Source organism: Gryllotalpicola koreensis (assembly GCF_039538185.1).
GTDB lineage: Bacteria > Actinomycetota > Actinomycetes > Actinomycetales > Microbacteriaceae > Gryllotalpicola > Gryllotalpicola koreensis.
In genome coordinates this window covers 867,600-892,439 of sequence record NZ_BAABBW010000001.1, presented here as the reverse complement: position 1 = coordinate 892,439, position 24,840 = coordinate 867,600, and the positions used below count along the sequence as shown (strand labels likewise).

22 protein-coding genes, 2 tRNA genes and 1 pseudogene are annotated in these 24,840 nt (G+C 69.1%); 8 read left to right on the top strand and 17 right to left on the bottom strand.

Features of this window, described 5'->3' with window-relative positions:
• Positions 1-34: 34 nt before the first annotated feature.
• Positions 35-228, bottom strand: a pseudogene (locus ABD708_RS04275) (transposase); the annotation flags it as partial.
• Between the two features lie 9 nt (positions 229-237).
• Between ABD708_RS04275 and ABD708_RS04270 the strand changes: the two are divergent.
• Entirely contained in the window at positions 238-429 is a 192-nt protein-coding gene (locus ABD708_RS04270) for a hypothetical protein (protein ID WP_344752181.1), read from the top strand.
• Between the two features lie 48 nt (positions 430-477).
• Here ABD708_RS04270 and ABD708_RS04265 read toward each other — a convergent pair.
• From ABD708_RS04265 to serS, 7 genes are all read right to left on the bottom strand, one after another.
• Positions 478-567 (bottom strand) — tRNA-Ser (locus ABD708_RS04265).
• Between the two features lie 53 nt (positions 568-620).
• Complete coding sequence (locus tag ABD708_RS04260) at positions 621-1,874, bottom strand: multidrug effflux MFS transporter (RefSeq protein WP_344752039.1); 1,254 nt, start codon at positions 1,872-1,874, stop codon at positions 621-623.
• 5 nt (positions 1,875-1,879) lie between these two features.
• Complete coding sequence (locus ABD708_RS04255; protein ID WP_344752038.1) at positions 1,880-3,187, bottom strand: LCP family protein; 1,308 nt, start codon at positions 3,185-3,187, stop codon at positions 1,880-1,882.
• A 146-nt stretch (positions 3,188-3,333) separates the two neighbouring features.
• Positions 3,334-3,418 (bottom strand) — tRNA-Ser (locus tag ABD708_RS04250).
• A gap of 24 nt (positions 3,419-3,442) precedes the next feature.
• The gene (locus ABD708_RS04245; RefSeq protein ID WP_344752037.1) at positions 3,443-4,747 is read right to left on the bottom strand and encodes an LCP family protein; all 1,305 of its coding nucleotides are present in this window, start codon (positions 4,745-4,747) and stop codon (positions 3,443-3,445) included.
• Between the two features lie 53 nt (positions 4,748-4,800).
• Positions 4,801-5,607: an HAD family hydrolase gene (locus ABD708_RS04240; RefSeq protein ID WP_344752036.1), complete on the bottom strand. Its 807-nt coding sequence runs from the start codon at positions 5,605-5,607 to the stop codon at positions 4,801-4,803.
• Positions 5,607-6,893 carry a serine--tRNA ligase gene (gene serS / locus ABD708_RS04235; protein ID WP_344752035.1) on the bottom strand — a complete coding sequence of 429 codons (1,287 nt, stop codon included), beginning with the start codon at positions 6,891-6,893 and terminating at the stop codon, positions 5,607-5,609. The genes ABD708_RS04240 and serS overlap by 1 nt, the downstream gene beginning before the upstream one ends.
• A gap of 35 nt (positions 6,894-6,928) precedes the next feature.
• On the opposite strand from serS, the gene ABD708_RS04230 reads away from it, so the two are divergent.
• Positions 6,929-7,969, top strand: coding sequence for a diacylglycerol/lipid kinase family protein (locus tag ABD708_RS04230; protein ID WP_344752034.1), 1,041 nt, complete (start codon positions 6,929-6,931; stop codon positions 7,967-7,969).
• A gap of 9 nt (positions 7,970-7,978) precedes the next feature.
• The gene (locus tag ABD708_RS04225; RefSeq protein ID WP_344752033.1) at positions 7,979-8,827 is read left to right on the top strand and encodes an SGNH/GDSL hydrolase family protein; all 849 of its coding nucleotides are present in this window, start codon (positions 7,979-7,981) and stop codon (positions 8,825-8,827) included.
• Here ABD708_RS04225 and pheA read toward each other — a convergent pair.
• The 4 genes from pheA to ABD708_RS04205 all read right to left on the bottom strand — a co-directional run bounded on the left by pheA (position 8,737) and on the right by ABD708_RS04205 (position 11,126).
• The gene (gene pheA, locus ABD708_RS04220) at positions 8,737-9,729 is read right to left on the bottom strand and encodes a prephenate dehydratase (RefSeq protein WP_344752032.1); all 993 of its coding nucleotides are present in this window, start codon (positions 9,727-9,729) and stop codon (positions 8,737-8,739) included. The two genes, ABD708_RS04225 and pheA, sit on opposite strands and share 91 nt — an antisense overlap.
• Before the next feature lie 10 nt (positions 9,730-9,739).
• Positions 9,740-10,162: a TA system VapC family ribonuclease toxin gene (locus tag ABD708_RS04215; RefSeq protein WP_344752031.1), complete on the bottom strand. Its 423-nt coding sequence runs from the start codon at positions 10,160-10,162 to the stop codon at positions 9,740-9,742.
• Positions 10,143-10,427: a hypothetical protein gene (locus ABD708_RS04210; protein WP_344752030.1), complete on the bottom strand. Its 285-nt coding sequence runs from the start codon at positions 10,425-10,427 to the stop codon at positions 10,143-10,145. Before ABD708_RS04210 ends, ABD708_RS04215 begins: the two co-directional genes overlap by 20 nt.
• Positions 10,428-10,655: 228 nt before the next feature.
• A complete protein-coding gene (locus tag ABD708_RS04205) occupies positions 10,656-11,126 on the bottom strand; it encodes an ASCH domain-containing protein (RefSeq protein WP_344752029.1) in 471 nt (156 codons plus the stop codon).
• A 119-nt stretch (positions 11,127-11,245) separates the two neighbouring features.
• On the opposite strand from ABD708_RS04205, the gene ABD708_RS04200 reads away from it, so the two are divergent.
• The gene (locus ABD708_RS04200; RefSeq protein WP_344752028.1) at positions 11,246-12,781 is read left to right on the top strand and encodes an HNH endonuclease signature motif containing protein; all 1,536 of its coding nucleotides are present in this window, start codon (positions 11,246-11,248) and stop codon (positions 12,779-12,781) included.
• Between the two features lie 62 nt (positions 12,782-12,843).
• Entirely contained in the window at positions 12,844-14,463 is a 1,620-nt protein-coding gene (gene pgm, locus ABD708_RS04195) for a phosphoglucomutase (alpha-D-glucose-1,6-bisphosphate-dependent) (protein ID WP_344752179.1), read from the top strand.
• A gap of 18 nt (positions 14,464-14,481) precedes the next feature.
• Here the strand turns inward: pgm and ABD708_RS04190 are convergent, their stop codons facing one another.
• The 4 genes from ABD708_RS04190 to ABD708_RS04175 all read right to left on the bottom strand — a co-directional run bounded on the left by ABD708_RS04190 (position 14,482) and on the right by ABD708_RS04175 (position 19,390).
• Positions 14,482-14,967: an adenosine-specific kinase gene (locus ABD708_RS04190; protein ID WP_344752027.1), complete on the bottom strand. Its 486-nt coding sequence runs from the start codon at positions 14,965-14,967 to the stop codon at positions 14,482-14,484.
• An 89-nt stretch (positions 14,968-15,056) separates the two neighbouring features.
• Complete coding sequence (locus ABD708_RS04185; protein WP_344752026.1) at positions 15,057-16,766, bottom strand: phospholipase C; 1,710 nt, start codon at positions 16,764-16,766, stop codon at positions 15,057-15,059.
• Between the two features lie 85 nt (positions 16,767-16,851).
• The gene (efeB, locus tag ABD708_RS04180; protein ID WP_344752025.1) at positions 16,852-18,171 is read right to left on the bottom strand and encodes an iron uptake transporter deferrochelatase/peroxidase subunit; all 1,320 of its coding nucleotides are present in this window, start codon (positions 18,169-18,171) and stop codon (positions 16,852-16,854) included.
• Positions 18,164-19,390, bottom strand: coding sequence for an imelysin family protein (locus ABD708_RS04175; RefSeq protein WP_344752024.1), 1,227 nt, complete (start codon positions 19,388-19,390; stop codon positions 18,164-18,166). Before ABD708_RS04175 ends, efeB begins: the two co-directional genes overlap by 8 nt.
• A 173-nt stretch (positions 19,391-19,563) precedes the next feature.
• Between ABD708_RS04175 and ABD708_RS04170 the strand changes: the two genes are divergently transcribed.
• A complete protein-coding gene (locus tag ABD708_RS04170; RefSeq protein WP_344752023.1) occupies positions 19,564-20,073 on the top strand; it encodes a glutathione peroxidase in 510 nt (169 codons plus the stop codon).
• Positions 20,074-20,236: 163 nt separating this feature from the next.
• Positions 20,237-22,408, top strand: coding sequence for an MDR family MFS transporter (locus ABD708_RS04165; protein WP_344752022.1), 2,172 nt, complete (start codon positions 20,237-20,239; stop codon positions 22,406-22,408).
• Here ABD708_RS04165 and ABD708_RS04160 read toward each other — a convergent pair.
• A complete protein-coding gene (locus ABD708_RS04160) occupies positions 22,389-23,291 on the bottom strand; it encodes a DNA-methyltransferase (RefSeq protein ID WP_344752021.1) in 903 nt (300 codons plus the stop codon). The two genes, ABD708_RS04165 and ABD708_RS04160, sit on opposite strands and share 20 nt — an antisense overlap.
• A 1-nt stretch (position 23,292) precedes the next feature.
• Between ABD708_RS04160 and ABD708_RS04155 the strand changes: the two genes are divergently transcribed.
• A complete protein-coding gene (locus ABD708_RS04155) occupies positions 23,293-24,819 on the top strand; it encodes an aminotransferase class I/II-fold pyridoxal phosphate-dependent enzyme (RefSeq protein WP_344752020.1) in 1,527 nt (508 codons plus the stop codon).
• Positions 24,820-24,840: the final 21 nt, after the last annotated feature.

Below are 24,840 nucleotides of genomic sequence, written 5' to 3'. Positions count from 1 at the left end.
TGTCCGAATAACGGCTCTGGCGTGCTTTCGGAGGTTAGCCGAGGAGGATGCGGTGATGGAGGAGTTCGAAGCCCGTTCGGCCGTGCATCTGGCGTTTGATCATGTTGGTTCTCGTGTTGACGCCCTCGGTGCGGCCGTTGTGGTGTGGGGCGTGACTGCGGCGGTCGCGGCGACGTGGTCTTTGCGGATTCCGTGTACGAGGGACTGCACGTTCGGCAGATCAGCCGCGGCGGACGCATGCACCACATCGGCATCGGCCGCGCCCACGCCGGACGCCGCGCCATCGCCCTGGCCGACGAACACGAGATCACCGTCATCGACCTGCCCACCGGCGAAGTGCTCTCCACCCACCCCATCCAACCCAACAAGAGCTACTGGCCAAGACAAAGCAAAGAGCCCGGCCAAAGACCGGGCTCTTCAAAGAAGTAACCCATGACGCGACTCAGGTGACACCCATGTCGCGACACATCACAAGTGCGGAGACGGAGGGATTTGAACCCTCGGTCCCCAAGAAGGGGACTCCACCTTAGCAGGGTGGTGCACTCGACCGGACTATGCGACGTCTCCAGTGCCCGCCTGAGCGGACATCCGTTACACCTTATCAGGCGTGAGCGTGGCGATCAGCCGATCGAGTAGCCCTCTTCGAGCTCGGGATGGCGCCGCACGACGCCCCGCGCGACGGCGAAGGCGATGACCGCGCACACCGCGCTCGACGCCATCACAATCGCGAACGGCAGCGCCGTGTCGTCACCGGCCAGCCCGCCGAGGGGCGAGACGATTCCGCCGACGAGGAACATCAGCCCGCCCACGACGGCGCTGCCCGCACCGGCGATGCCCCGGCTCTGTTCCATCGCGAGCGCGGTCGCGTTGCCCTGGGTGAAGCCGACCGCCGTGATCGCGAACCAGAGCGGAATCACGAGCAGCCACGCCGGCGCCCCGCCCGCCTGTGCCGCGAGCACGATCCCGAGGATTGCGAGCGACCCCGCAAGCGCCACCGGAAGCGCGACCGCGATGACGCGCGCCGGGTGCACCTTCCGCCGCGCGAGCCGCACCGAGGTCGCCCCGCCGATCAGCAGCCCGACGGCGTTGAGCGCGAAGCCGAGGCCGTAGGCCCATGGCGGCAGCCCGAGCACGCGCTGGTACACGAACGACGACGACGAGATGTAGGCCATCATCGTGCCGAAGGTGAACGCGACCGTGGCCGCGTAGCCGAGGAATCCGGGGCGCGCGAACAACTGCCAGACGTAGGTGTAGCGCAGCCGTGGGGCGCGATCCGCGGCGGGCAGCGATTCGCGCACGAACACGAACGCGCCGACCGCCTGCAGCACGGTCACCGCGAGCACGATCGCAAGCACCCCGCGCCACGACACCCGGCCCGCGAGCAGTCCCCCGACGATTGGGGCGATGATCGGCGCGACCATCGTGATCGTCTGCAGCACCGCGAGCATGCGCGCGGCGACGAAGCCCTGCGCACGATCGGTGATGACCGCCCGGCTCAGCACGACACCCGCGGCGCCGGCGACCGCCTGCACGAAGCGCGCCGCGATCAGCACCTCGACGTTGGGCGCGCACACCGCGACCGCTGCCGCGACGACGGCGGCAGAGCTGCCGATCAGCAGCGGGCGCCGCCGGCCGAAGCGGTCGGAGAGCGGGCCCCACGCGACCTGCCCGACGCCCAACCCGACGAGGAAGCCGGTGAGGGTGAGCTGGACGCTGGTGGCATCCGTATGCAGTGATTCGAGGACCTGCGGGAAAGACGGCAGGTAGAAGTCGACGGACAGCGGGCCGGCCGCAGCGAGGACGCCGAGGGCGACAAGCAGGCCGAGGCCGAGGCCGGGCTCGCCCTGCGTGCGCTGCACCGGCTCGCGGCCCACGCCGCTCACTCGCCGGCGCGGCCCGTGACGCCCTTGGTGCAGGTCTCCTGAGCGGCCGTCTGCCCCGTCGCGTTCTTGCTCAAAGTCACGTCACCGGGTGGGGCGCTCGCGGTGCCGGTGGCAGGCGGAGTAGTGCCCGTCGACCCGGTCGAGGTCGGGGTCGGCGACGACGTCGACCCCGGCGCCACCACGGTGCCGCGACCCGTCGACGCCGAGAGCACGACCGGCTGGTCGTTCTGGATCGCCTCGTCGAGGATCCGCGCGCCATAGGTGTCGGGAATGACGCGGTTCGGGTTGCTCGGGTCGGTGAGCACCGGGTACTGCACGAAGGTGATCTGCGACAGCGGGATGTTCTTCAAGGCGACCGCCATGCCGACCATCGTCTTCGCGTCGCCCATGGTGTCGGACAGCGTCATGTTCTCGGTCGCTGCCGCGGCCAGCTGGTAGAGCTTGATCGGGTTGCTGAGCGTGCCGGCCGAGGTGATCGTGCGCAGCAGCGACGACAGGAAGTTCTGCTGGTTGCTGATGCGGGCGAGGTCGCTGCCGTCTTCGACCCCGTGGCGCGAACGCAGGAACGCGAGCGCCTCCTGACCCTGGATCGTCGAGATACCCGCAGGCAGCTTGAGCCCGACGTAGGGGTCGTTGATCGGGGTGGCGAGGCAGACGGGCACGCCGCCGACGGCATCCGACATCTGCGCGACGCCGTCGAAGCTGATCTCCGCGGCGTAGTTGATGTCGTCGATGCCGACCAGCTTCTCGATCGTCAGCACGGGGCACGTCAGGCCGCCGTAGGTCAGCGAGGTGTTCAGCATCTGCGCCGACATCGCGCTGTACCAGCCGCCCTTCGGGCTCGGGCAGGAGGGAATCGGGATGACGAGGTCGCGCGGGAAGCTGACCACGGTCGCCGCCGTGTGCGCCGCGTTCACGTGCAGCAGCATGGTGACGTCGTTGTTGCCCGCACCGCTCGATGCCTTGAGATCCGCCTTGTTCTGGAACTGCGCGCCCTGGCCGGTGCGGGTGTCGGTGCCGACGAGCAGCACGTTGAACGCGCCGGCGAGCGCCGTCGCCTCCGGCTGGATGGACTTGGTGACCGGCGGCGCGCTCTGGCCGGCATCCTTCTGCTGCACGAGGTGCACCTGCGAGTTCGCCTGCACGTTGTGGCTGATGTCGGCGACCGCGATGGCGGCGATTCCGAGCGTGCTGACGACGGCCACGCTGACGACGGATGCCACGATCTTTCCGGCCAGGGCGAGCGGATGCCGCGCGGTGGCGCGCGCATGCCGCAGCACCGTCCTCTGACGCGGCTCTGCCATGCGCACCCCACAAGATCACTGCGCCGGGAATGGCGGCGCCCCGTGGTCATTATGGCTCACGGTCGTAGGAGCCGAATATCAGGGGTGTAACGGATGCTTCCCCTGATCGGGGGACAGAACGCAGAGTCGCATCTCGAATCGGAACGCGGATGTGGAGGGATTTGAACCCCCGGACGATTGCTCGTCAGCGGTTTTCAAGACCGCCGCATTAGGCCGCTCTGCCACACATCCGCGTCGAGTCTACCGAGCCGCCGACTAGCCGCTGAACGGCTTCGAGCAGGTGTAGTCGCTCGCGCTCTGGCCGTGGACCTGGTCGGGCAGGGCGACCGTGGAGCCGGAATCCGTGCCCGCCGTCGGCGCCGTGGTCGGCGCGGTCGGTGCCGTGGAGGGCGCCGTCGTGGGCGCAGCGGTAGCGCCGGCATCCGTCGTCGGATGCGAGGGGTCCTGCACCGAGCCGATGCCGGTGTTGCCCGTGACCTGCACCGCCTCGTCGTTCTGCAGCGCGGTCAGGAGCGCCTTCTCACCGGTGGGGTCCGGCGCGACCGCGCCGCCGCCTGCGACGTAGTTGGTCGGGAACTGCACGAACACGATGTTCGCGAGATCGGCGCCCTTGAGCGCGACCGCCATCGACGCCAGGGTCTGGACGTTCGACAGCGAGGTCGACAGCTGCATGTTCGACGCGGCCGCCTTCGCCAGGGAGTACACCTTCACCGGGTTGCCCAGGGTGTCAGCCGACTTGATCGTGCGCACGAGCGACGAGAGGAACACCTGCTGGTTGCTGATGCGGCCGAGGTCGCTGCCGTCGCCGACGCCGTGCCGGGTGCGCAGGAAGGCGAGCGCCTGCTGGCCCTCGATCGTGCTCGTGCCGGCGGGCAGGTCCAGGCCCGTGTACGGGTCCTTGATGGGGCCGGACAGACAGACCGGGACGCCGCCGACCGCGTTCGACATGTCGACGACCCCGTCGAACTGAATCACCGCGGCATACGGGATCGACAGCCCGGTGAGGTTCTCGACCGTGAGCACCGTGCAGGCGAGGCCGCCGTACGACAGCGAGACGTTGATCTTCTGCGAGCTCATCGCCGAGTAGTCGCCGCTGCCGTCCTCCTTCGGGCAGGACGGGATCGGCACGAGCATGTCGCGCGGGAAGCTGACGACGGTGATGTGCTGGTGGTCCTGCGAGACGTGCATGAGCATCGTCACATCGTTGAGGTTCTCACCGCGCTTGCCGTAGGCGGCGTTGCCGTCGCCGGAGTCCGAGCCCGCGAGCAGCACGTTGAACGAGCCCTGCATCGCATCGATGCCCTGCTGCTTGGTGACCTCTTTGTGCGTCGTCGGGTCGACCAGCACGACGGCAGGCTTGGTCGACGTCACGACGTCGCCGACGGCGATTCCGGCGAGAGAGAAGGCGCTCACCGAGGCAACGACGGCCACGCCCGCGAGGATCTTTCCGAGTGCGACGAACGGATGCCTGCGCGCGAGTCGCCCGTGACGGGCGATCGACGTCGGGCGGCCGGGGCGGCCATGCCGGGGGCGCAGCGGCGCGTTCGTCGAGTCGGTCATAGGCTTTTCAGCCTGCCAGACCGGCCCTGGCAATGACCTCAGAGTGCGGCGGGTCAGATCTGGCGCAGGACCTGAGCGAGCCCGTCCTCGTCCACGGTCGCGGTGACCTCGCTCGCGATCGCCTTGAGCTCGTCGGGCGCTTGGCCCATCGCGACGGCGCGGCCGCCGCCGGCGACGGCCCACTCGAACATCTCGAGGTCGTTGCGGCCGTCCCCCGCGACGAGGACGTCGCTGCCCGGCATCCGTAATTCGTCCCGCACGCGCTCCAGCGCGGTGCCCTTGTTCACACCCATCGGCGCGATGTCGAGCCACGCCGTCCAGCCGATCGAGTACGAGACCTCGTTCAGGCCCATCGAGCGCACGATCTCGAGGAACTCGTCGTTGCCGAGCTCGGGGGCGACGACCACGACGCGGGTCGCCGGGAAGCCGGCGAGCTGGTCGAAGTCGACCTGCTCGGCGTTGCTCAGCTCCCAGTTGTCCATGCCCTCGGTGTAGCGGCGGAAGCCCATGGCGTCCTCGACCATGTAGCTGCCCCGCGGCAGGTGGCCGCGGATGGTGCGCAACACCTCGGTGGGGTCGAAGGTCTCGACCCACTCGCGGCGGTAGCCGCTCGGCTCCGCGGCGTCGCGCTGCATGGTGAGCGCGCCGTTCGCGCACACCACGAACTCGGGGGTCAGGCCGAGCCTTTCGAGGATGGGCGCCGCGGTCTCCCAGCTGCGGCCCGTCGCGAGGGTCACCTCATGGCCGAGGCGCTGCAGCCGCTCGACCTGCTCGTGGACGGCGGGCGAGATGGTCTCGTCCATGCGAATGAGCGTGCCGTCGACGTCGAGGCCGATCAACAGACGGCGTTGCGGCTCCACTACTTCGCCTGCGCGGCGGCGATCGGCGTCAGCACCTCGAGCCCGCCGAGGTACGGCCGCAGCGCCTCGGGCACGCGCACCGAGCCGTCGGCCTGCTGGTGGGTCTCGAACAGCGCGACGATCCAGCGGGTCGTGGCGAGTGTGCCATTGAGCGTCGCGACGGGCGCGGTCTTGGCGCCGTCGCCGCCCGGGCGATAGCGGATGCCGAGCCGGCGCGCCTGGAAGGTGGTGCAGTTCGAGGTCGAGGTGAGCTCGCGGTACGCGCCCTGCGTGGGCACCCACGCCTCGACGTCGTACTTGCGCGCGGCGCTCGAGCCGAGGTCGCCCGCGGCGGTGTCGATGACGCGGTAGCTCAGCTCGAGCGCGTTCATCATCTCCTCCTGCCAGGCGAGCAGCCGGGCGTGCTCGGCCTCGGCGTCCTCCGGCCTCGTGTAGACGAACATCTCGAGCTTGTTGAACTGGTGCACGCGGATGATGCCCCGGGTGTCCTTGCCGGCCGAGCCCGCCTCGCGCCGGTAGCAGGTCGACCAGCCGGCGTAGCGCAGCGGCCCGCTCTCAAGGTCGATGATCTCGTCGGAGTGGTAGCCGGCGAGCGCCACCTCGCTGGTGCCCGTGAGGTAGAGGTCATCGGCCTCGAGACGATAGATCTCGTCGGCGTGCGCCCCCAGGAATCCGGTGCCCTGCATGATCTCGGGCTTGACGAGCGTCGGGGTGATGAGCGGCACGAAGTCATTGGCGAGCGCTTTGTCGAGCGCGAGGTTCATGATCGCGAGCTCGAGGCGGGCGCCGATGCCGCGCAGGAAGTCGAAGCGCGCGCCGGAGACCTTCGCGCCGCGCGCCATGTCGATCGCACCGAGCAGCTCGCCCAGCTCGAGGTGGTCGCGCGGCTCGAAGTCGAAGCTCGGGATCTCGCCGACGGTCTTGACGACCACGTAGTCGTCCTCGCCGCCCGACGGCACACCGTCAAGGATGACATTGCCGAGCTTGCGAACGGATGCCTCGAACTCGGCCTCCGCCGCGGTGACGGCGGCCTGCGCCGCCTTCACCCGCGCCGCGAGCTCCTGCGCCTGGGCGACGAGCGCCTGCTTCTCGTCCTTCGGGGCCTTCGCGACGAGCTTGCCGTGGGCGTTCTGCTCGGCGCGCAGTCTTTCGAACTCTGTGATCGCGGCGCGCCGGGCGGTGTCGGCGGCGAGCGCCGCATCGACCGTCTCCGGCGACTCGCCCCTCGCCACCTGCGAGGCTCTGAGGATGTCGGGATTCTCGCGCAGCAGAACGGGGTCGATCACGCCGTTAAGTCTAGATGCCGGGGTAATTTGGTCGAATGAGCGACCCAGCGCCCGAGACCGAGCGCGCCGACGCGCGCCCAGAGGTGGGCGCTGACGCCGTCGTGACCACGGTCGCCGCCGTCGTGAACCCCGTCAAGGGCGATCCGATGCGCGTGCGTCAGGCGATCTCGCGACACGCGTACTCGACGGGCGCGGGCAAGCCGCTCTGGTTCGAGACCACGGTCGACGACGACGGGGCGGATGCCGCGCGGCGCGCCGTCGCGGGCGGGGCGCGCCTCGTCATCGCCTCCGGCGGGGACGGCACCGTGCGCGCGGTCGCCGGCGCACTGCGCAACACGGGCGTCGCGCTCGGCGTGGTGCCGAGCGGCACGGGGAACCTGCTGGCGCGGAACCTCGGCGTGCCGATCGGCAACCCGGACGCCGCGGTCGAGGTGGCCTTCCACGGGGCCGACCGGGTCATCGACGTCGGCCTCGCCGAGTTCACCTCGCCCGAGGACATCGCGACCGAGCATCCGTTCACCGTCTTCGCCGGCGTCGGCGTCGACGCCGCCATGATCGCGAACACCAGCCCCTTCCTGAAGGAGCGGTTCGGGTGGATCGCCTACGTCGACGGCATTCTGCGCTCGGTGATCACGTCGAAGCCCGTGAAGGCGAAGATCCGCATCGAAGGGCCAGGGGCGGACTACCAGGCCTTCGGCTTCGACGTGCACTCGGTCGTCGTCGGGAACGTCGGCGGGCTGCCCGGCGGCGGCGAGCTGCTGCCGAGCGCCCAGATCGACGACGGGGTGCTCGACGTCGCGATCATGCACCCGCGCACGCTGTTCGGCTGGCTGTACATCGGCCGGACGATCCTGTGGGAGAACCAGCTGCTGCCGCACACGAAGCTCGGGCGGAAGCTCGTGCACTACCGGTCGAAGTTCTCGCCGAACGTGCTCGAGTACGCGCGCGGGCCCGTGATCGCCGTGCGGCTCGAGCAGCCCGTCGAGGCCGAGCTCGACGGTGACGCGTTCGGCGTCGTGCGCAAGGCGGTGTTCCGCACGGATTCCGGGTCACTCGTCGTGCGGGTGCCCGCGTAACCTGGCAGCATGCGCCGAAGCACGAAGGCCCTGATCGCCGTGGGCGCGACGGCCGCAGCCGTGGGCGGCGGTCTCGCGTGGTACCGCTGGCTGATGCGGCGGCAGGTGACGTGGCAGCGGATCCTCGCCGACAACATCCCCGTGCACAGCGCCTATTGGCGGGCGCGGCGCGAGCTGCCCGGCGAGTTGTTGTACGTGGCGATCGGCGACTCGGCTGCGCAGGGCATCGGGGCCTCGCGACCCGCGCGCAGCTACGTCGGCGTGATCGCGAAGCGGCTCGAGAAGCTGTCCGGGAAAAGCATCCGTGTCGTCAATCTCGGCATCTCGGGCGCGACGCTGTCGACGGCGCTCGAGAAGGAGCTGCCGCGGTTCCTGCGGCTGAAGCCCGAGCTCATCGAGAACGCGATCGTCACCGTGTGCATCGGCGCGAACGACATCGCCTCGTGGGATGCTGCGCGGTTCGCGACCCAGGTCGAGAAGCTGTTCGCGCAGCTGCCCGCGCACGCGATCGTGGCCGACCTGCCGAGCTTCTACTTCCTGCCAGGCGAGCGCAAAGCCGTGCAGGCGAATCGGATTCTTCGGGCCGCGGCCGCCCGCCATGGGCTGCGCGTCGTCGACCTGCACGACACCATGAAGCACGAGGGCATGCTCGGCGTCGCGACGCAGTTCGCCGGCGACCTGTTCCACCCCAACGACCGGGGGTACGACGTGTGGGCGAACGCCTTCGAGCCCGCTGTGGAGGACCGGCTCGAGCAGGTGCTCTCGGCTCAGGAATCCGTATCGTCGTCCGGTTCTGGCTCTGCAGAAAGCAGCCCGCGCAGCCAATCGCGCGCCTCGACGAACACCTCGTCGGCGTAGCGCTGGTCGAAGTCGGCCGGCTGGCGGTCGGCGCGGGGGTAGGAGCCGAGGAAGATCACGCGCGGCGTGAAGCGGTAGACGCCGAGCAGGGCATCCGCGATGCGCTCGTCGGTGATGTGGCCCTCGAGGTCGATGATGAAGCGGTGCCGCCCGAGCGCGTCGCCGATGGGGCGCGACTCGAGCAGGCTCATGTTGACGCCGCGGGTGGAGAACTGCTCGAGGAGTTCGACGAGGGACCCTGGCTGATCTGCCGGGAGCTCGGCGATGAGGCTCGTCTTGTCGGCTCCGGTGGGTGCGGGTATGGCCGTGGTGCGGCTCACCAGCGCGAAACGGGTGACCGCGTTGTCGTTGTCGATGATGTTCTCGGCGAGCACCTCGAGCGCGTGGTGGTCGACGATCGTGGGCGGTGCGATGGCGGCGTCGGCGACGGATGCCTTGTTGCCCGCCTCGTCGCGCTCGAGCAGCTGCGTCGCCGCCTGCACGTTGCTGCCCGCGGGCAGGTGCGCGTGCTCTGGAAGGTTCCTGTCGAGCCAGCCGCGGCACTGGGCGTAGGCGACCGGGTGGGCGGCGACGGTCTTGACGTCTTGCAGCCTGGTGCCGGGGCGCGCGACGAGGACGAAGCCGACGGGAACGAGGTACTCGCCCGTGATGCGGAGGCCGGGGATGGTGGCGAGGGCGTCCTGCGTGGCGGAGACGCCGCCGTCGATCGAGTTCTCGATCGCGATGACCGCCGCCTTCGAGCGGCCGGTGACGACGTCGTCGAGGGCCTCGCCGACGTTGTTGACCGCGCGCCACGGCTTGCCCTGGGCTTCCTCGACCTGTTTGAGGGCGAGCTCGGTGAAGGTTCCGGCCGGGCCCAGGTAGCTGTAGGTCTCGGTGGGGGTGGCCGGGGCGTCGCTCATGCGATTCAGGTTAGAGGACGCGGATCGAGTCGCCGTGCTGCTTGCCGAAGGCCTCCTCAATGCCCCGGTCGAAGGTGACCAGCACCGCGTCGTGACGCACCGCGAGGCCGAGCAGATGAAAGTCCGTGACCTGCCGGTGGCCCCTGATGAGCTTCGGGTCGACGCGCGGCTGCACCAAGGTGGCGTCATCTTCGAGGAACTCCGCACCGGAGCGATTCCGGACGCTTTCCAGAACCGCCGCGGCATCCGCCCAGGTTAGCGGTTGCCCCGAGACCCGCGGGTTGAGCGCCATCCGCACCAGCCCTGATTCGGTGATGGGCGTCGTCGCGTAGCGGGTGCTGTTCACCCACCAGTTCTCTGCGCGCGCATGATGCTCGTGCTCCACGAAGGCCAGAGCGAACAGCACATTGACGTCAGGAAGCTCGAGGGACACGGGCCTCTTCTTCGTCCATCTCGTCTTGGACGTGGTCGATCAGTTCTTGAGTGATGACGTGCCCCGGGACGGGGCTGAACGTCACCAGCCCGTTGGGATGACGGACGGTGCGGGGTGAAGACGCGCCCGAAGAATCGGCGCCGAGTTGGGAGATGCCCGCCGAGGCAAGCTCCGAGATCGCCTGCCCCAGCGTGATGCCCTTCAACCGCGCTCGACCGCGAGCGAAGTCGAGGACGTGCTTGTCGATATCCAATGTCGTCCTCACCCTTCCAGAGTAGGTCATCGAGCATCAGATGCATGATGCGCGATCGCACGTCAAGCCTGTCGCGGGGGCCGGCGAGGAAGCGACACAGGTGCTGCAGAATGTGGACTCCTCTCGACATCCGTCGCGGTGCAAGGGAAGAGTCGTCGCACTTCTGCTGCATGCATGCGGCGTCCGGGCCAAGGTGGCTGTGGATGTCGGCGACGGCGACCAGGTCTTCGCCGGTAGTGTTCAGGGCCGCAGTGCGAAGACGACGACGAAGCGCTCGCAGACAACGGGCATGTCCGCCGCGAAGCCGCGATCGTTCTCGGAGTGCGCGCGCCAGAACCGCTCGTGCTCGCGGCGCCAGTACGCGAGGGTGCGATCGCCTTCGCCCTCAGCCGCCGCGTGCGCTGCGTCGACCTCGTTGAACGGCGTCACCTCGACGGCGGTGGTCTCGATCACGGCGCGCGGTCGACCCGTGCTGTCGCAGATGATGCTGAAGTCTCCCGGCTCGGGGAGCGGTTCCTGCGCCGCTTCGTAGTCCCACGCGGACGACGAGGTGGCCGTCTTCACGCCGTCGAGCACGAGTGTTAGCAGTCTGTCGGCCTGAGCGGGGTCGGAGCTCGCGCCGAAGGCCCAGGCTTCGGGGCGCTCTTCGGGGAGTCGTGGAACCGCGGCGCGGGCGGCGACCCAGAAGCGCTGTAGGGGGTTGTCGCTCACGAGGTCACGCTAGCGCGGGGTGGGGTGGGTCTCTGCGTTCACAGGTGTGGTTTCGGCGGGTTGTACACATATTTGAATGTTCGGCCTTGAATGTCGGTGGCGGGTTGTAGCTTGGGGTCATGTCGATCAGTTCAGGTGTTCGTGAGCTTCCCGGCCTCGTGGCCGGAATGCTTCCGCATGCCTGCGACATCGAGAGGCTGAGCGACGGCGAGCTCACGGAGTTCGTGCGGCTCCTCGGGCAGGCGGCCGCCGTGATGCAGAGCTCCGCGGCGATCGCCGCGGCCGAGATCGAGACGCGGTCACGGCGCGAGCTGGGTCCCGAGTCACTCGCCAGGAAAGCAGGCGTCAAGTCGGGGGCCGAGCTCGTGCAGCGCCTGACCGGGTCGTCTCTCACGGATGCGCGGAAGGCCGTGCGGGTGGGCGTCCTGCTCGAGACCGCGCAGGCTGTCGCACCTGAGCCGGCCGATGCCGGGCCCCGGTCGATCGAGGTCCTCGCCGCACTGCCGGGTGCGTGGTCGGCGCCGATCGCCGTCGCGGTCAGAAACGGGTGGCTGCCGGCCGAGCACGCCGACCGGATCACCTCCGGACTCGGGCAGCCCCGCGACGACGCCTCCACCCCCGCCTACCGGCAGGCGGTCCTGCGGCTCATCGCCGACTGCTGGGACGGCGAGCTCACCCCCGAAGACGCCGGGCGTGCCGCCAAAGCCACCCGGGCGGTCCTCGACCGGGAATGGGCGCAGCAGAACGCACAGCGCCTCTACGAGCAGCGGTCCCTGAAACGCACCGTCCGCGGCGACGGGATGGTGAAGTACGACCTCCTCGTCGACCCCGCCACCGACGCCCAGATCTGGACCCCCATCCGCCGCCACCTCTCCCCCCGCCTCGGCGGCCCCAGGTTCATGACCGACGAGGAACGCGCCCGCGCGGAAGAACTCCAACAGGACGCCCGCACCAACGAACAGCTCCTCGCCGACACCTTCACGGCGTTCCTCACCGCCGGCGTCACCTCCTCCGGCGTGTTCGGGAAGTACACCCCCACCGTGACCATCGCCGTCACCACGAGTGAGCTGAAGAAAGCGATCACCGCGGATGCCGCACGCAGAAACAGCCCACCGCACGACGGACCGCCCGGTCAGCCACCCGACGCCGCCTCGGGCACGAGCACGCACCGGCCACCCGCCACACCCCCACCCGGAGCCGACGGCATCGCCTGGCTCGACGGGAGGCCCGAACCCCTCACCGGGGCGCAACTCATCACCGCGCTCTGCGACGGAGACGCCGCCGCAGCCCTCCTCGACGAGACCGGTCAGACCCTCGACGCCACCAAAGCAGAAAGAACCTTCTCCACCCGGCAACGCCGCGCCATGGCCCTCCGCGACGGCGGCTGCCTCATCCCCGGCTGCCCCATGCCCCCCGACGCCACCGAAGCCCACCACCTCAACCCCTGGGGCGAGAACGAGGCCAACCACAAGACCGAGACGAAAGACGGCGTCCTGCTCTGCAAATTCGACCACCTCAACCTGCACAACCACGGCGGCCGCATCGAGAGACGCGGAAACACCTACTGGCTCCACTGGCCCGGCGAAGAACCCGTCCGACTCCTGCCCAAACACAGCCTCACCACCCAACTCCGCACCCAAGGAGAACTCCCATGAGCACGCCAGTCATCGCGTTCAACGGGGTGACGCATGCCGTCTCCCCCTGCCAGGATGGGCGCATGAGTTCACGTGCAGGGACGTACGCGCAGGAATCCGATCTCATCGATGACGAGGCGGTCGTGAGGGCCTATTACGAGCTCAAGCCCGACGCCTCGATCCCGGCACAGCGCGTCGTCTTCGGCACCTCAGGGCACCGCGGCTCGTCGCTCGACACTGCGTTCAACGAGGACCACATCGCCGCCTGCACCCAGGCGATCGTCGAGTACCGCGAGACGCAGGGCATCACCGGCCCGCTGTTCATCGGCGCCGACACCCACGTGCTCTCCGGCCCCGCCCTGACGACGGCGCTCGAGGTGCTGATCGGCAACCAGGTCGAGGTCTACACCGACGCCCACGACGGCTATGTGCCGACGCCCGCGGTCAGCCACGCGATCATCAAGTACAACAAGGAGCACCCCGGCTCGCCCCAGGCCGACGGCATCGTCGTGACCCCATCGCACAACCCCCCGCGCGACGGCGGCTTCAAGTACAACCCTCCGCACGGCGGGCCGGCTGACACGGATGCCACCAGCTGGATCGCGAACCGCGCCAACGAGCTCATCGCCGATGGCCTCAAGGGCGTCGAGCGCGCCGAGCCGAGCGCCGTCGAAGGCTACGACTTCCGCGAGGAATACGTCGCCGACCTCGTCAACATCGTCGACATCGACGCGATCAAGTCCGCCGGCGTGAAGATCGGGGCCGACCCGCTCGGCGGGGCATCCGTCGCCTACTGGCAGCTGATCGGCGAGAAGTACGGGCTCGACCTGACCGTCGTGAACCCGCGGGTCGACCCGAAGTGGTCCTTCATGACGCTCGACTGGGACGAGAAGATCCGGATGGATCCGTCCAGCAAGAACGTCATGGCAAGCGTGCTCGAGCACAAGGACGAGTTCCAGGTCGTCACCGGCAACGACGCGGATGCCGACCGGCACGGCATCGTCACGCCCGACGGCGGGCTGCTGAACCCGAACCACTATCTGGCGGTCGCGATCCAGTACCTCTACACGCACCGGCCCGAATGGCGAGCGGATGCCGCCGTGGGGAAGACCCTCGTGTCGTCCTCGATCATCGACCGAGTCGCCGAGTCGCTGAAGCGGAAACTGTGGGAGGTGCCCGTCGGCTTCAAGTGGTTCGTGCCGGGGCTCGTCGACGGCTCGATCGGCTTCGGCGGCGAGGAATCCGCCGGGGCGTCGTTCCTGCGCAAGGACGGCACCGCCTGGACGACCGACAAAGACGGCATCCTGCTCGCACTGCTCGCCAGCGAGATCATCGCCGTGACCGGGAAGAGCCCGTCGCAGCTCTACCGCGAGCTGACCGAGAAGTTCGGCGACCCGGTGTACGAGCGCATCGACGCCGCCGCCAGCAAGGAGCAGAAGGCGAAGCTCTCGAAGCTGTCGGGCGACGCGATCACGGCCACCGAGCTCGCAGGCGAGCCGATCGTGGCGAAGCTCTCGGAGGCGCCGGGGAACGGCGCGGCCGTCGGCGGCGTGAAGGTCGTGACCGAGAACGCCTGGTTCGCGGCGCGCCCCTCCGGCACCGAGGACGTGTACAAGATCTATGCGGAGTCCTTCAAGGGGCCGGAGCACCTGAAGCAGGTGCAGGCCGAGGCGAAGGAGATCGTCGACCGGGCGATCGCGTAACCGCGTATCGGGACCCGCCTACAGCTTGTAGCCGATGGCGCGCAGCAGCGCGTGGCGGTCTGCGGCGTCGGCATCCGTCTCGACTCCGAGCGGCGGCTCGCCGTCGATGACTCCCGTGACGCCCCGACCCGCCGGCGTGACGGCCACGAGCACCTCAAGCGGGTTCGCCGTCGCGCAGTAGATCGAGCACACCTCAGGCACGGACTTCACCTGGTTCAGCACGCTGACCGGGAATCCGTCGCGCAGCATGATCACGAACACGTGACCGGCCGCGAGAGCCTCTGCGGCGGCGATCGCGAGCCCGACGAGCTCGGGGTCGTTGCCCGTGCGGCGGATGAGACGCGGGCCGGATGCCTCGCAGAACGCCACTCCGAAGCGCAGCGCTCCCCCGACGCCGGCGAGCGCCTCGTGCAGATCCTCGACCGTCTTGATGAAGTGGGACTGGCCGATGATGACGTTCACGTCGTCCGGCTTGGCGATGGGCACGGCTTCGATGTCGATCATGCGGTCAGGCTAGAACCGCCCGCGAGCAACGGGAAGGGGCCCCGGGATCGCCGGGGCCCCTCCTGCAGAGCGGTTCGGAGTGCCGCCGCCTACTTGTGACCGGGCTTACCCGGCTTGCCGTGACCGTGACCGCGACCCGGCCAGGTCTTGATCGGCACGACCTTCGAGACGGCGCCCGTCTTCGGGTCCAGCAGAACGCTGCGGTTCTGCGGGTGCTGGAAGTCGAACAGTCCGTTCAGCGAGCCGGCGGTCTTGTCGAACGAGCCGTCGCCGATCCTGCCCGTCGACCAGTTGTCCTCGACGAACTTCAGGATCGAGGGCTGCGAGGTCGCCGTGTGGTCGACCGAGTTCGCCTTGGTGTACGGCGAGATGACGAGCAGCGGCAGGCGCTGGCTCGGGCCGCAGCGGTCCTCGTAGCCGCCGTTCGCCGGGTTCTTCGCCGCCGTGGTGCAGATCGTCGTGTTGTTGGCGGTGTCGGTCGAGCCGTTGGTGATCTTCGGCGCGACGTGGTCGTACCAACCGTCCGAGTCGTCGTACGAGATCACGACGGCCGTGCTCGACCACTCCGGCGACTGCTCGAGCTTGTTGATCGTGTTCACGAGGAACGTCTGCTCATCGATCGGGTCGGAGTAGCTGGCGTGACCGTCCTGGTACTCCGGAGCCTTGAGGAACGAGACCGCCGGGATGTTGCCGTCCTGCACCGTGTCGTAGAAGTCGCTCAGGTCGTACTGGTGGTTCGCCTGGTCGGTGTGCCCGATCGCCTTCTCGGACGACGGCGGCAGGTGGTGCGGGTTCGACGTCGACTTGTAGTATGCGAACGGGTTGTGGTGCGGCGAGTAGTCGACGACCGAGGTGCCGGACACGTTGGTGTGCGTGGTGCCGCAGACGGCGTAGCCGGTCGAGGATGCCTTCGCCGTGGTGGTCGGTGCGAAGCCGCCCTGGAACCAGCCCCACGTGACGCCCTTCGCGTTCAGCAGGTCGCCGACGTTCTTGCCGGACAGCCCGGCGAGCGCGTTGGTCGAGGTGTGGTTGCTGTCGGCGCAGTCGTCGTACACGGGGTCGGGGTCATTGGTGACGGTGCCGACGCCCTTCGCGTTCGGGTCGACGACGGTGTAGGAATCCGGCGTCGCGGTCGCCTTGGGGTTCGTCGTGCCCGAGGTCGGGTCATACGAGGTGACGCCGTGCGTCTGCCCCGAGATCAGGTTCAGCGCGCCCGGGGTCGACGGCCCGAAGGTCGCGTCCCAGCTGTTGTCGCTCATGGCGTAGTTCTGCGCGTAGTTCCACAGCCCGGTGACCGTGTTGCCGTCGTAGTAGTCCATGGCGAGGCCCGGCGCCGAGTACAGCGGCGCGGCGCACTTGTCGACCGACGTGCTCTGAACAAAGAGGTCCATCTTGCCGCCGTCGACCGCCTTCTGCTCGGGAAGGTAGCCGTGGTTCTGATCGCAGGTGTCGGCCTGGGCGGGGGTGAGCCGCGTCGGCTGGTACTGGTTCGGGTTGTTCTTCAGGGTGCCCGAGGTGACCAGGGTGTTGACCTTCGGCGTGCTCTTCGACGCCGTGAACTTCGTGCCGTCGGTGTTCGCGGCGTTCGGGTAGGTGCCGAAGTAGTGATCGAACGAGACGTTCTCGTCGAAGATCACGACCAGGTGCTTGATGGGGGTGGTGGTATGCGCAGAGTTGTTCGGCGTCTCATGGGCATCTGCCGGAGCGGCCGCGAACGCGGTCGCCACAGCGAAGCCGGCCGCGACGGCCAGAGCGCCACCGGCGATGCCGAGGCGCTTCAAACGTGCTTTCTGGAACACGGTTGACTCTTCTTCCTCTCATGGTTCCCGACGCCCTCTTGCGTCGAGTCTGAAATCGCGGGCGACGCGCCCGAAGGCATCCGTCTCACGCGAACATTCCCTTCCCCAGCCAGTCGGAGGCGTTCTTCACACCGGGCAACGCGAAGAAATAGCCGCCACCGACCGGGGAGATGTAGTCGACGAGCGGCTCATCGACGAGGCGCTTCTGCACCGTCACGAACTGCCGCTCGATGTCCTGGTTGAACGCGGTGAAGATCGACCCCTGGTCGAGATTGCCGTTCGCGTCGATGCCGCCGTCGTAGTTGAAGGCGCGGCGCAGCATCCGCTGGTTGTCCGTGCCGGGCGTGCGCGGATTCGCGACCCGCATGTGCGCGCTCAGCGGGATCGAGCCGCCGTTGGGGTCGCGCTCGTAGTGCGGGTCGTCGAATTCCTTGCTGCCGGTCAACGGCGCGCCGCTGCCCTTGTAGCGGCCGAACATCTGCTGCTGCTCTTCGATGCCGACGCGGTCCCAGAACTCGACGAGCATGCGGATCTTCCGCACCGCCAGATAGCTGCCGCCCTCGACCCAGGCCGGCTCGCCGTTCGCTCCGCCGTGCGCCCACACGAGCTGACTCATCAGCTTCGCGTCGGTGCGGTCGGGATTCGCCGTGCCGTCCTTGAAGCCCATCAGGTTGCGCGGGGTGCCGCTCGGCCGCGGCGGCGACGCAAAGCCGTCCTGCCGCCAGCGCAGCTGCATGCCCGCACGGGTCGCCCGCAGCACCTCGCGCACCGCGTGCACCACCACGTCGTTGTCGTCGGCCTCGAACTGCAGCAGCAGGTCGCCGTCGCAGATCGTGCGGTCGAGCGCGTCGTTGGGGAAGTCCTCCATCGTGCGCAATTTGGAGGGCTTGACGGATGCCAGACCGAAGCGCCCGTCGAACAGCGAGGCCCCGACGGCGAGCGTGGCAGTGAGATCCCCGGCGACGACCTCGGGCCCGAGCACGCCCGAGTCGCTCGGCGCCGCGGTGATGCCGAGCTCCTGCGGCGTTCCGCCCGCGGCGAGGAAGCGGAGCTTCTCGGTGATCGTCTGCAGCAGCTCCTGCAGTCCGTCTGCGCCGACCGCCGTGACGTCGAGCGCGAGCAGCGAGGTCGAGCGCCGCACCGGTGCGAGCACCCCGGCCTGGTGCGCGCCGTGGAAGGCGTAGCCGGCCGCGCGGGCGGGTGCGGCGGCGGCCGGAGTCGCCGTGGTGGTGGCCTCGACGGCGGCGCTCGCGGCCGCGGTGGCTGCGGCACCCGCCGCGGCTCCGACGGCGCCCAGCAGGAACCCGCGGCGGGTCGGCGTCTCACGCACCGGCTTCCCACTCCCCGTCGTCTCGCGCATCGGCGTCCCCCTCAACGGCTGCTCACTCGGCTGCGTCTCATTCATCGGGCGTGAACCTCGGCTCTGCGATCTCGGCGACGGGAGCGAGCAGCTCGACCAGGCCGTTCAGCGCCGCATCGAGCTGCTCCCGCTGCGCCCAAGTGAGCGACTGCAGCGGGGTCCACGCGCCGCCTGCGCCGCGATAGCCCTCGACGAGCTTCTGCGCCGCGGCGAGCGCCGCCTCGGCGTCCGGCAGCGCGGCATACCGCGACGCGAGATCGGCCTTGAGGAACCCGAGCGCGGTCGTCGCACCCGTGAGGTTCGCGTCGATCGTCGCGAGGTTCGTGTGGCTGCCGGCATCCGTCGCCCCGGTCAGCTCGAACTGGATCGCGTTCTCGACGATCTCGTGCGAGCGCAGGCCGACCTGCAGCGGGTCGATCTGCGCGGTGCCGGGGTCGGCGGCGAGCGACGCCATCGCCTGCACGAGTGCCCGGGTCTGCGCTGCGACGGCTGAGGCGGGCGCACCGGACCAGAGGAGCGCCTCGATCTTGTGGAACCCGGTGAGGTGGGGATCGCTGAGCGCGGTCCGGCCGGACGCCGGCATCCCGTTGATCTCGGCGTCATGGTCGCCGAACGCGTCATAGGCGGCGCCGAGCGTCTCGTACGTCAGGTGCGCGGTGAGCCAGTCGGCCTTCGCGGCCGATAAATCGCCCTCCTCTGCGTCGGCGTCGAGCCGGCCGACCTGCTGCTGCAGCGTGGGCAGCCTGCCGTTCACCCATCTGCCGTAGGCGATGGCGACCGTGTTGAGCTGATTGCGCGTCAGCGGCTGCACCCCCGCGCTCAGCACGGCGCCCGGCGGTGCGGCGCCGACCCTGACGGTCTGGCCGACGGCGGCCGGCTCGTCCTCCGGGTAGCACGCGAAGCGGTAGCGCCCCTTGGCGAGCACGACGTGGGCGGTGGCCTTCGCACCGGGGCCGACGCCGTCCAGCTCGAGGAAGACCTTCTTGCTGTCCTGCTCCTGCAACTGGATGTCCATCGGGGCGTCGTTGCCGTTGGCGATCGTGAAGTCCTGGGTGCCGCCGGGCACCACGGCGCCCGGCTCCCCCCAGCCGACGCCACAGGTACTGCGGTTCGCGGTGAGCTGGTATTCAGAAGACGCCGCCGAGGCACCGGTGTGGACCGCGCTCGCCTGCCCGGGCCCCTTCACCACCGTGGCGACGACCCCCACGGCGATGATGACCGCGACCACCGCCCAGAACAGGGCGAACTGCGACCGCTTCGACATGGTGTGGGGAGCCTTTTCAGGATGAGCTACGGCTGAGGGCTCGACGCACACTCGGGCGTGCGCTGGCCCTCAAATGAGGCTAGGGGCGCGCCAGGGCGGCCCTCGGCGAGTTCAGAAGCTGTTCACCCCCGAGACACGGACACGCCTCTTCGCAAGAGAGTTACGCTCAGTCCATGGCAAGCACCGATCTGCGCTCGATTCCGGTCACGACGATCGACGGGGGCACGACCTCGCTCGCCGATTACTCCGACAAGGTCGTCATGGTGGTGAACGTGGCGTCGAAGTGCGGTCTGACGCCGCAGTACGAGCAGCTGGAGCAGCTGCAGAAGACGTACGAGGCGCGCGGCTTCACGGTGATCGGATTCCCGTGCAACCAGTTCGCCGGCCAGGAGCCCGGCACCGCCGAGGAGATCGTCGAGTTCTGCTCGGCCACCTACGGCGTGACCTTCCCCCTGATGGAGAAGATCAAGGTCAACGGCCGCGGCGTGCACCCGCTGTACAAGGAGCTCAAGCACACTCGCGACCACATGCACCTCGCGGGGCCCGTGCAGTGGAACTTCGAGAAGTTCCTCATCTACCCGGATGACACGGTCATCCGCTTCCGCCCGCGCACGGTGCCCGACGACCCGGCGGTCGTCGCGGCGATCGAGGCCGGCCTCGCCCAGGTCAACGAAGCGGCCTGAATCACATTCCGCCGATTGGCGCAACTGCTTCGCAGGGTGTAAATTTGCAGTCACCGCAAATTTCTATCGCCAATGCCGGCGGCGTCGGCGATGTCGGCGAGCCGCCTGTCCGGCACCCTCTCGAACCTGAATCAGCAGGTTCCGTCTCAACTGAAGGACTTCAATGTCAGAAGCTGTCGCTCCTGCGAGCGCTCACGGTGGCTCCAAGGCCGTGATGTCGCACCAGCAGATCCTGCTGGTCATCTACGGCCTCATGGCCGGCATGTTCCTCGGCGCGCTCGACCAGACGATCGTCGGTACTGCGATCCGCACCATCGGCGACGACCTGCACGGCCTGAACCAGCAGGCGTGGGTCACGACGGCGTACCTGATCACGTCGACGATCGCGACGCCGATCTACGGCAAGCTCTCCGACATCTTCGGCCGCCGCCCGCTCTTCATCTTCGCGATCGTCGTGTTCATCGTGGGCTCGGCCGCGTCGTCGTTCTCGACCTCGATGATCATGCTCGCGGCGTTCCGCGCCTTCCAGGGCCTCGGCGCCGGCGGCCTGATGTCCCTGCCGCTCGCCATCATGGGCGACATGCTCTCGCCGCGTGAGCGCGCGAAGTACCAGGGCTACTTCCTCGCCGTCTTCGGCATCTCCTCCGTCATCGGCCCGCTCGTCGGCGGCCTGTTCTCCGGCGCGCACCAGATCCTCTGGATCTCCGGCTGGCGCTGGGTGTTCCTCATCAACGTGCCGATCGGCATCGCCGCGCTGCTCATGGTCATCGCGTTCCTGCACCTGCCGAAGTTCGACCGCCACACGGCGCCGCGCATCGACTGGTGGGGTGCGACCGCCGTCGTCGCCACGCTCGTTCCGCTGCTGCTCGTCGCCGAGCAGGGGCGCACCTGGGGCTGGGGCTCGGCCGCCTCGATCAGCTGCTACGTGATCTCGGCGGTCGGCCTCGTCGCCTTCCTCATCATCGAGAACCTCATGGGCGACGACGCGATCATTCCGATGAAGCTGTTCCGCTCGGGTGTCTTCTCGATGGCGACCATCCTCGGCGTGCTCGTCGGCTTCGGCATGTTCGGCGCGATGCTGACCATCCCGCTCTACCTGCAGATCGTCACGGGCCTCTCGCCGACCGAGTCCGGCTTCGCGACGCTGCCGATGGTGCTGGGGCTCATGATCGCCTCGATCGTCTCCGGCCAGCTGATCGCGCGCACCGGCCAGTACCGCATCTTCCCCGTCACCGGCACGTTCTTCACGGCGATCGGCTTCTACCTGCTGACCTTCATGACGATCGACCGGCCGCTGTGGTTCATGCTGCTCGCCATGTTCGCGATCGGCCTCGGCCTCGGCCAGCTGATGCAGACGCTGACGCTCGCCAGCCAGAACTCGGTCGAGCCGCGTGACATGGGTGTGGCGACCGCCGCCTCGACGTTCTTCCGCCAGATCGGTGGAACGCTCGGCACCGCCGTGCTGCTCTCCGTGCTGTTCTCCGTGCTGCCCGGCAACATCCAGACGGCGACCACGAACAAAGCCGATCTGACCGCCGCGCTGAACTCCGCCCTCAACCCGGCCGTCGCGAGCGCGCCGCACAACGCGGGCATCATGAAGCAGTTCTGGACGCCGATCGTCGGACCTGTCAAGGAGAACGTCCAGCAGCAGCTCACCAAGGGCGCTCAGCAGGCGACGGATGCCGCGAAGCAGGCCGTCACGGCGCAGGTCACGGCCGCGGTGAACGCCCAGGTCGCCGCAGGCGCCATCCCCGAGGCGGCCGCGCAGTCGGTCATCGACCAGCAGGTCCAGGCCGCCCTGCCCGCCGCCCAGCAGCAGGCGCTGCGGACGGTCGCCGAGAAGGCCAACGCCTCGGTGGTGAACGGCACGGTGCAGGTCGACTACAGCGACGCCGCACAGCGCAAGGCGGTCGTGAACGAGGTCGTGCCGAGCATCATCAAGCAGGTCGAGGGCGGCACGTCGTCGAAGAGCTCCACCAACATCGACACGAGCAACACCTCATTCCTGAACAACGCCGATGACGCGCTGAAGCGCCCGTTCCTCAAGGGCTTCAACGCCTCGACCATCGAGATCTACTGGGTCGGCATGCTCGTCATCCTGGTGGCGTTCGTGCTCACCTGGTTCTTCCGGGTGCCGCCGCTGCGCAAGGTCTCGGCCCTGCAGCAGCAGGCCGACGCGGCTGCGGCCGAGAACGCCGCGGCCGGCCCGGACGACGCCGAGCGCTCGCCCGCCGAGGAGATCGAGATCGAGGCGGTCGCCGCGGCCAACACCGCGGGCGCCTTCGTCGCCCCGAGCACCACCGGCTCGATGGACCTCACGACCGAGAAGAAGTAACCCCCCGGAAGTCGACCTCAGCCCCGAGGCGGTCACGCATCACGCGGATCGCCTCGGGGTTCTCGTCGATCAGGAGGAAGCGGCGGCCGAGCGACGCCGCCACCGCGCCCGTGGTTCCCGAGCCGGCGAAGAAGTCGAGCACCCAGTCGCCGGGGCGCGACGAGGCCTGAAGCATCCGTCTGATCAACCCTGCCGGTTTCTGCGTCGGGTAGCCCGTCTTCTCCTTGCCGGTCGGCGAGACGATCGTGTGCCACCACACGTCGGTGGGCAGCTTGCCGCGCGCGGCCTTCTCAGGCGTGACGAGGCCGGGGGCCATGTAGGGCTCGCGGTCGACGGCCTCCGAGTCGAAGAAGTAGCGGGCCGGGTCCTTCACGTACATCAGGATCGTGTCGTGCTTCGTCGGCCAGCGGCGCTTCGACTTGCCGCCGTAGTCGTACGCCCAGATCAGCTCGTTGATGAAGCACTCGCGGCCGAACAGCGCGTCGAGCAGCACCTTCGCGTAGTGCGCCTCGCGGTAGTCGAGGTGCAGATAGAGCGTGCCGTCGGGCGCGAGCAGCCGCCATGCCTCGGCGAGCCGCGGCTCGAGGAACGCCCAGTAGTCGTCGAACACGTCGTCGTAGCCCAGCAGATCGCCCTTGATGCGCTCGTAGCTCTGGCCGGCGAATCCGACGATCGATTTGACGGACCTGACGGATGCCTCGCCGTCGCTCACTCGCACCGCGGTGGTCGACTGCCGGCGCTGCACGCGGCCCGTGTTGAACGGCGGGTCGAGGTAGACGACGGTGAACGCCTCGTCGGGCAGGCTCGGCAGCACGGCGAGGTTGTCGGCGTGGATCACCGTGTCAGGGCCTGACGGGTCCCAGGGCGGCGTCCACAATGGCATGGTGTCGATCATTCCAGCCCACGAGGCGCACACCGACCCGATGGACTCGCCCACGCCGTACGCGGAGGCGCTGCGCCGCTTCGCCGCCCGCGACACCGTGCGCCTGATCGTGCCCGGGCACTCGGGCGATCCGAGCTCCTCCCCCGATCTCACCGACTTCTTCGGGGAGCAGCTGCTGCGCCTCGACGTGGCGCCGCTGGTCTCGGGCATCGACCTCGGCCTGTACACGCCGTACGAGCGGGCGCTCGAGCTCGCCGCCGAGGCGTGGAGCGCGAAGCGCAGCTGGTTCCTCACCAACGGCTCATCGCAGGCGAACCGCATCGCGGCGCTCGCGCTGGGCTTCTTCGGCGAGCGCTCGCAGCCCGTCGTCGCGCAGCGCAGCACGCACTCGAGCTTCATCGACGGCATGATCATCGCCGGGCTCGACGCCGTGTTCGTGCAGCCGACCATCGATCACGCCCTCGGCATCGCCCACGGCGTCTCGCCCGAGCGGCTCGTCGAGGCGCTCGACCGCACGCCCGACGCGAAGGCCGCGTACCTCGTGAGCCCGTCGTACTTCGGGGCGACCGTCGACGTGCCGGCGCTCGCGCAGATCGCGCACGAGCACGGCGTGCCGCTCGTCGTCGACGCGGCCTGGGGCGCGCACTACGGATTCCACCCAGAGCTGCCGCCGTCGCCCGTGGCTCTCGGCCCAGCTGAGGCAGGCAGAGTCGGGCACGGCGCCGACCTCGTCATCATGTCGACGCACAAGCTCGGCGGCTCCCTCACGCAGAGCGCGATGCTGCACCTCGGGCACGGTGAGTTCGCGGCGGCGCTCGAGCCGTTCGTCGACCGGGCCTTCGTGCTCGAGCAGTCGACGTCCGAGAGTGCGCTGCTGCTGGCATCCCTCGACCTCGCCCGCCATCAGCTGCAGACGGGCGCCGAGCGCATCGGCGCTTCGCTCGAGGCGGCCGAGCAGCTGCGTGAGGCGATCAGGGCGGGCGGCCGGTTCCGGATCGCAAGCGACGGGTTCTCCGGCGACGACGTGGCCGCCGTGGACGCCTCGCGCGTCTCGATCGACGTGGGCGCGGGCGGCCTGCTCGGCCACGCGGTGCGCGAGGTGATGCTGCGCGACCACGGCATCCAGTTCGAGCTGTCGACGGACGCCTGCGTGCTCGCCATCGTCGGCCCCGGCGCGCATCCCGACATCGCCCGCATCGCCGACGCCCTGCACGGGCTCTCCGCCGACGACCCCGAGGTGGCCGCCGCCGGCTTCGTGCGCGTGCCGCTGCCGGAGCCCGGGCCGAAGCGGATGCTCGTGCGAGAGGCCGCCTTCGCGGCATCCGTCGTCGTCCCTGCGGACGAGGCGATCGGGCGCGTCTCTGCCGACTCGCTGGCCGCCTACCCGCCCGGGATCCCGAATGTGATGCCCGGTGAGGAGATCACCGCCGAGACGGTGCGGTTCCTGCAGCACGTGGCCGCCGCGCCGACGGGCTTCGTGCGCGGGGCGGTCGACCCGGCGGTCGCGACGCTGCGCGTGGTCGCCTAGGCTGCCGCGCTACAGTTCCGG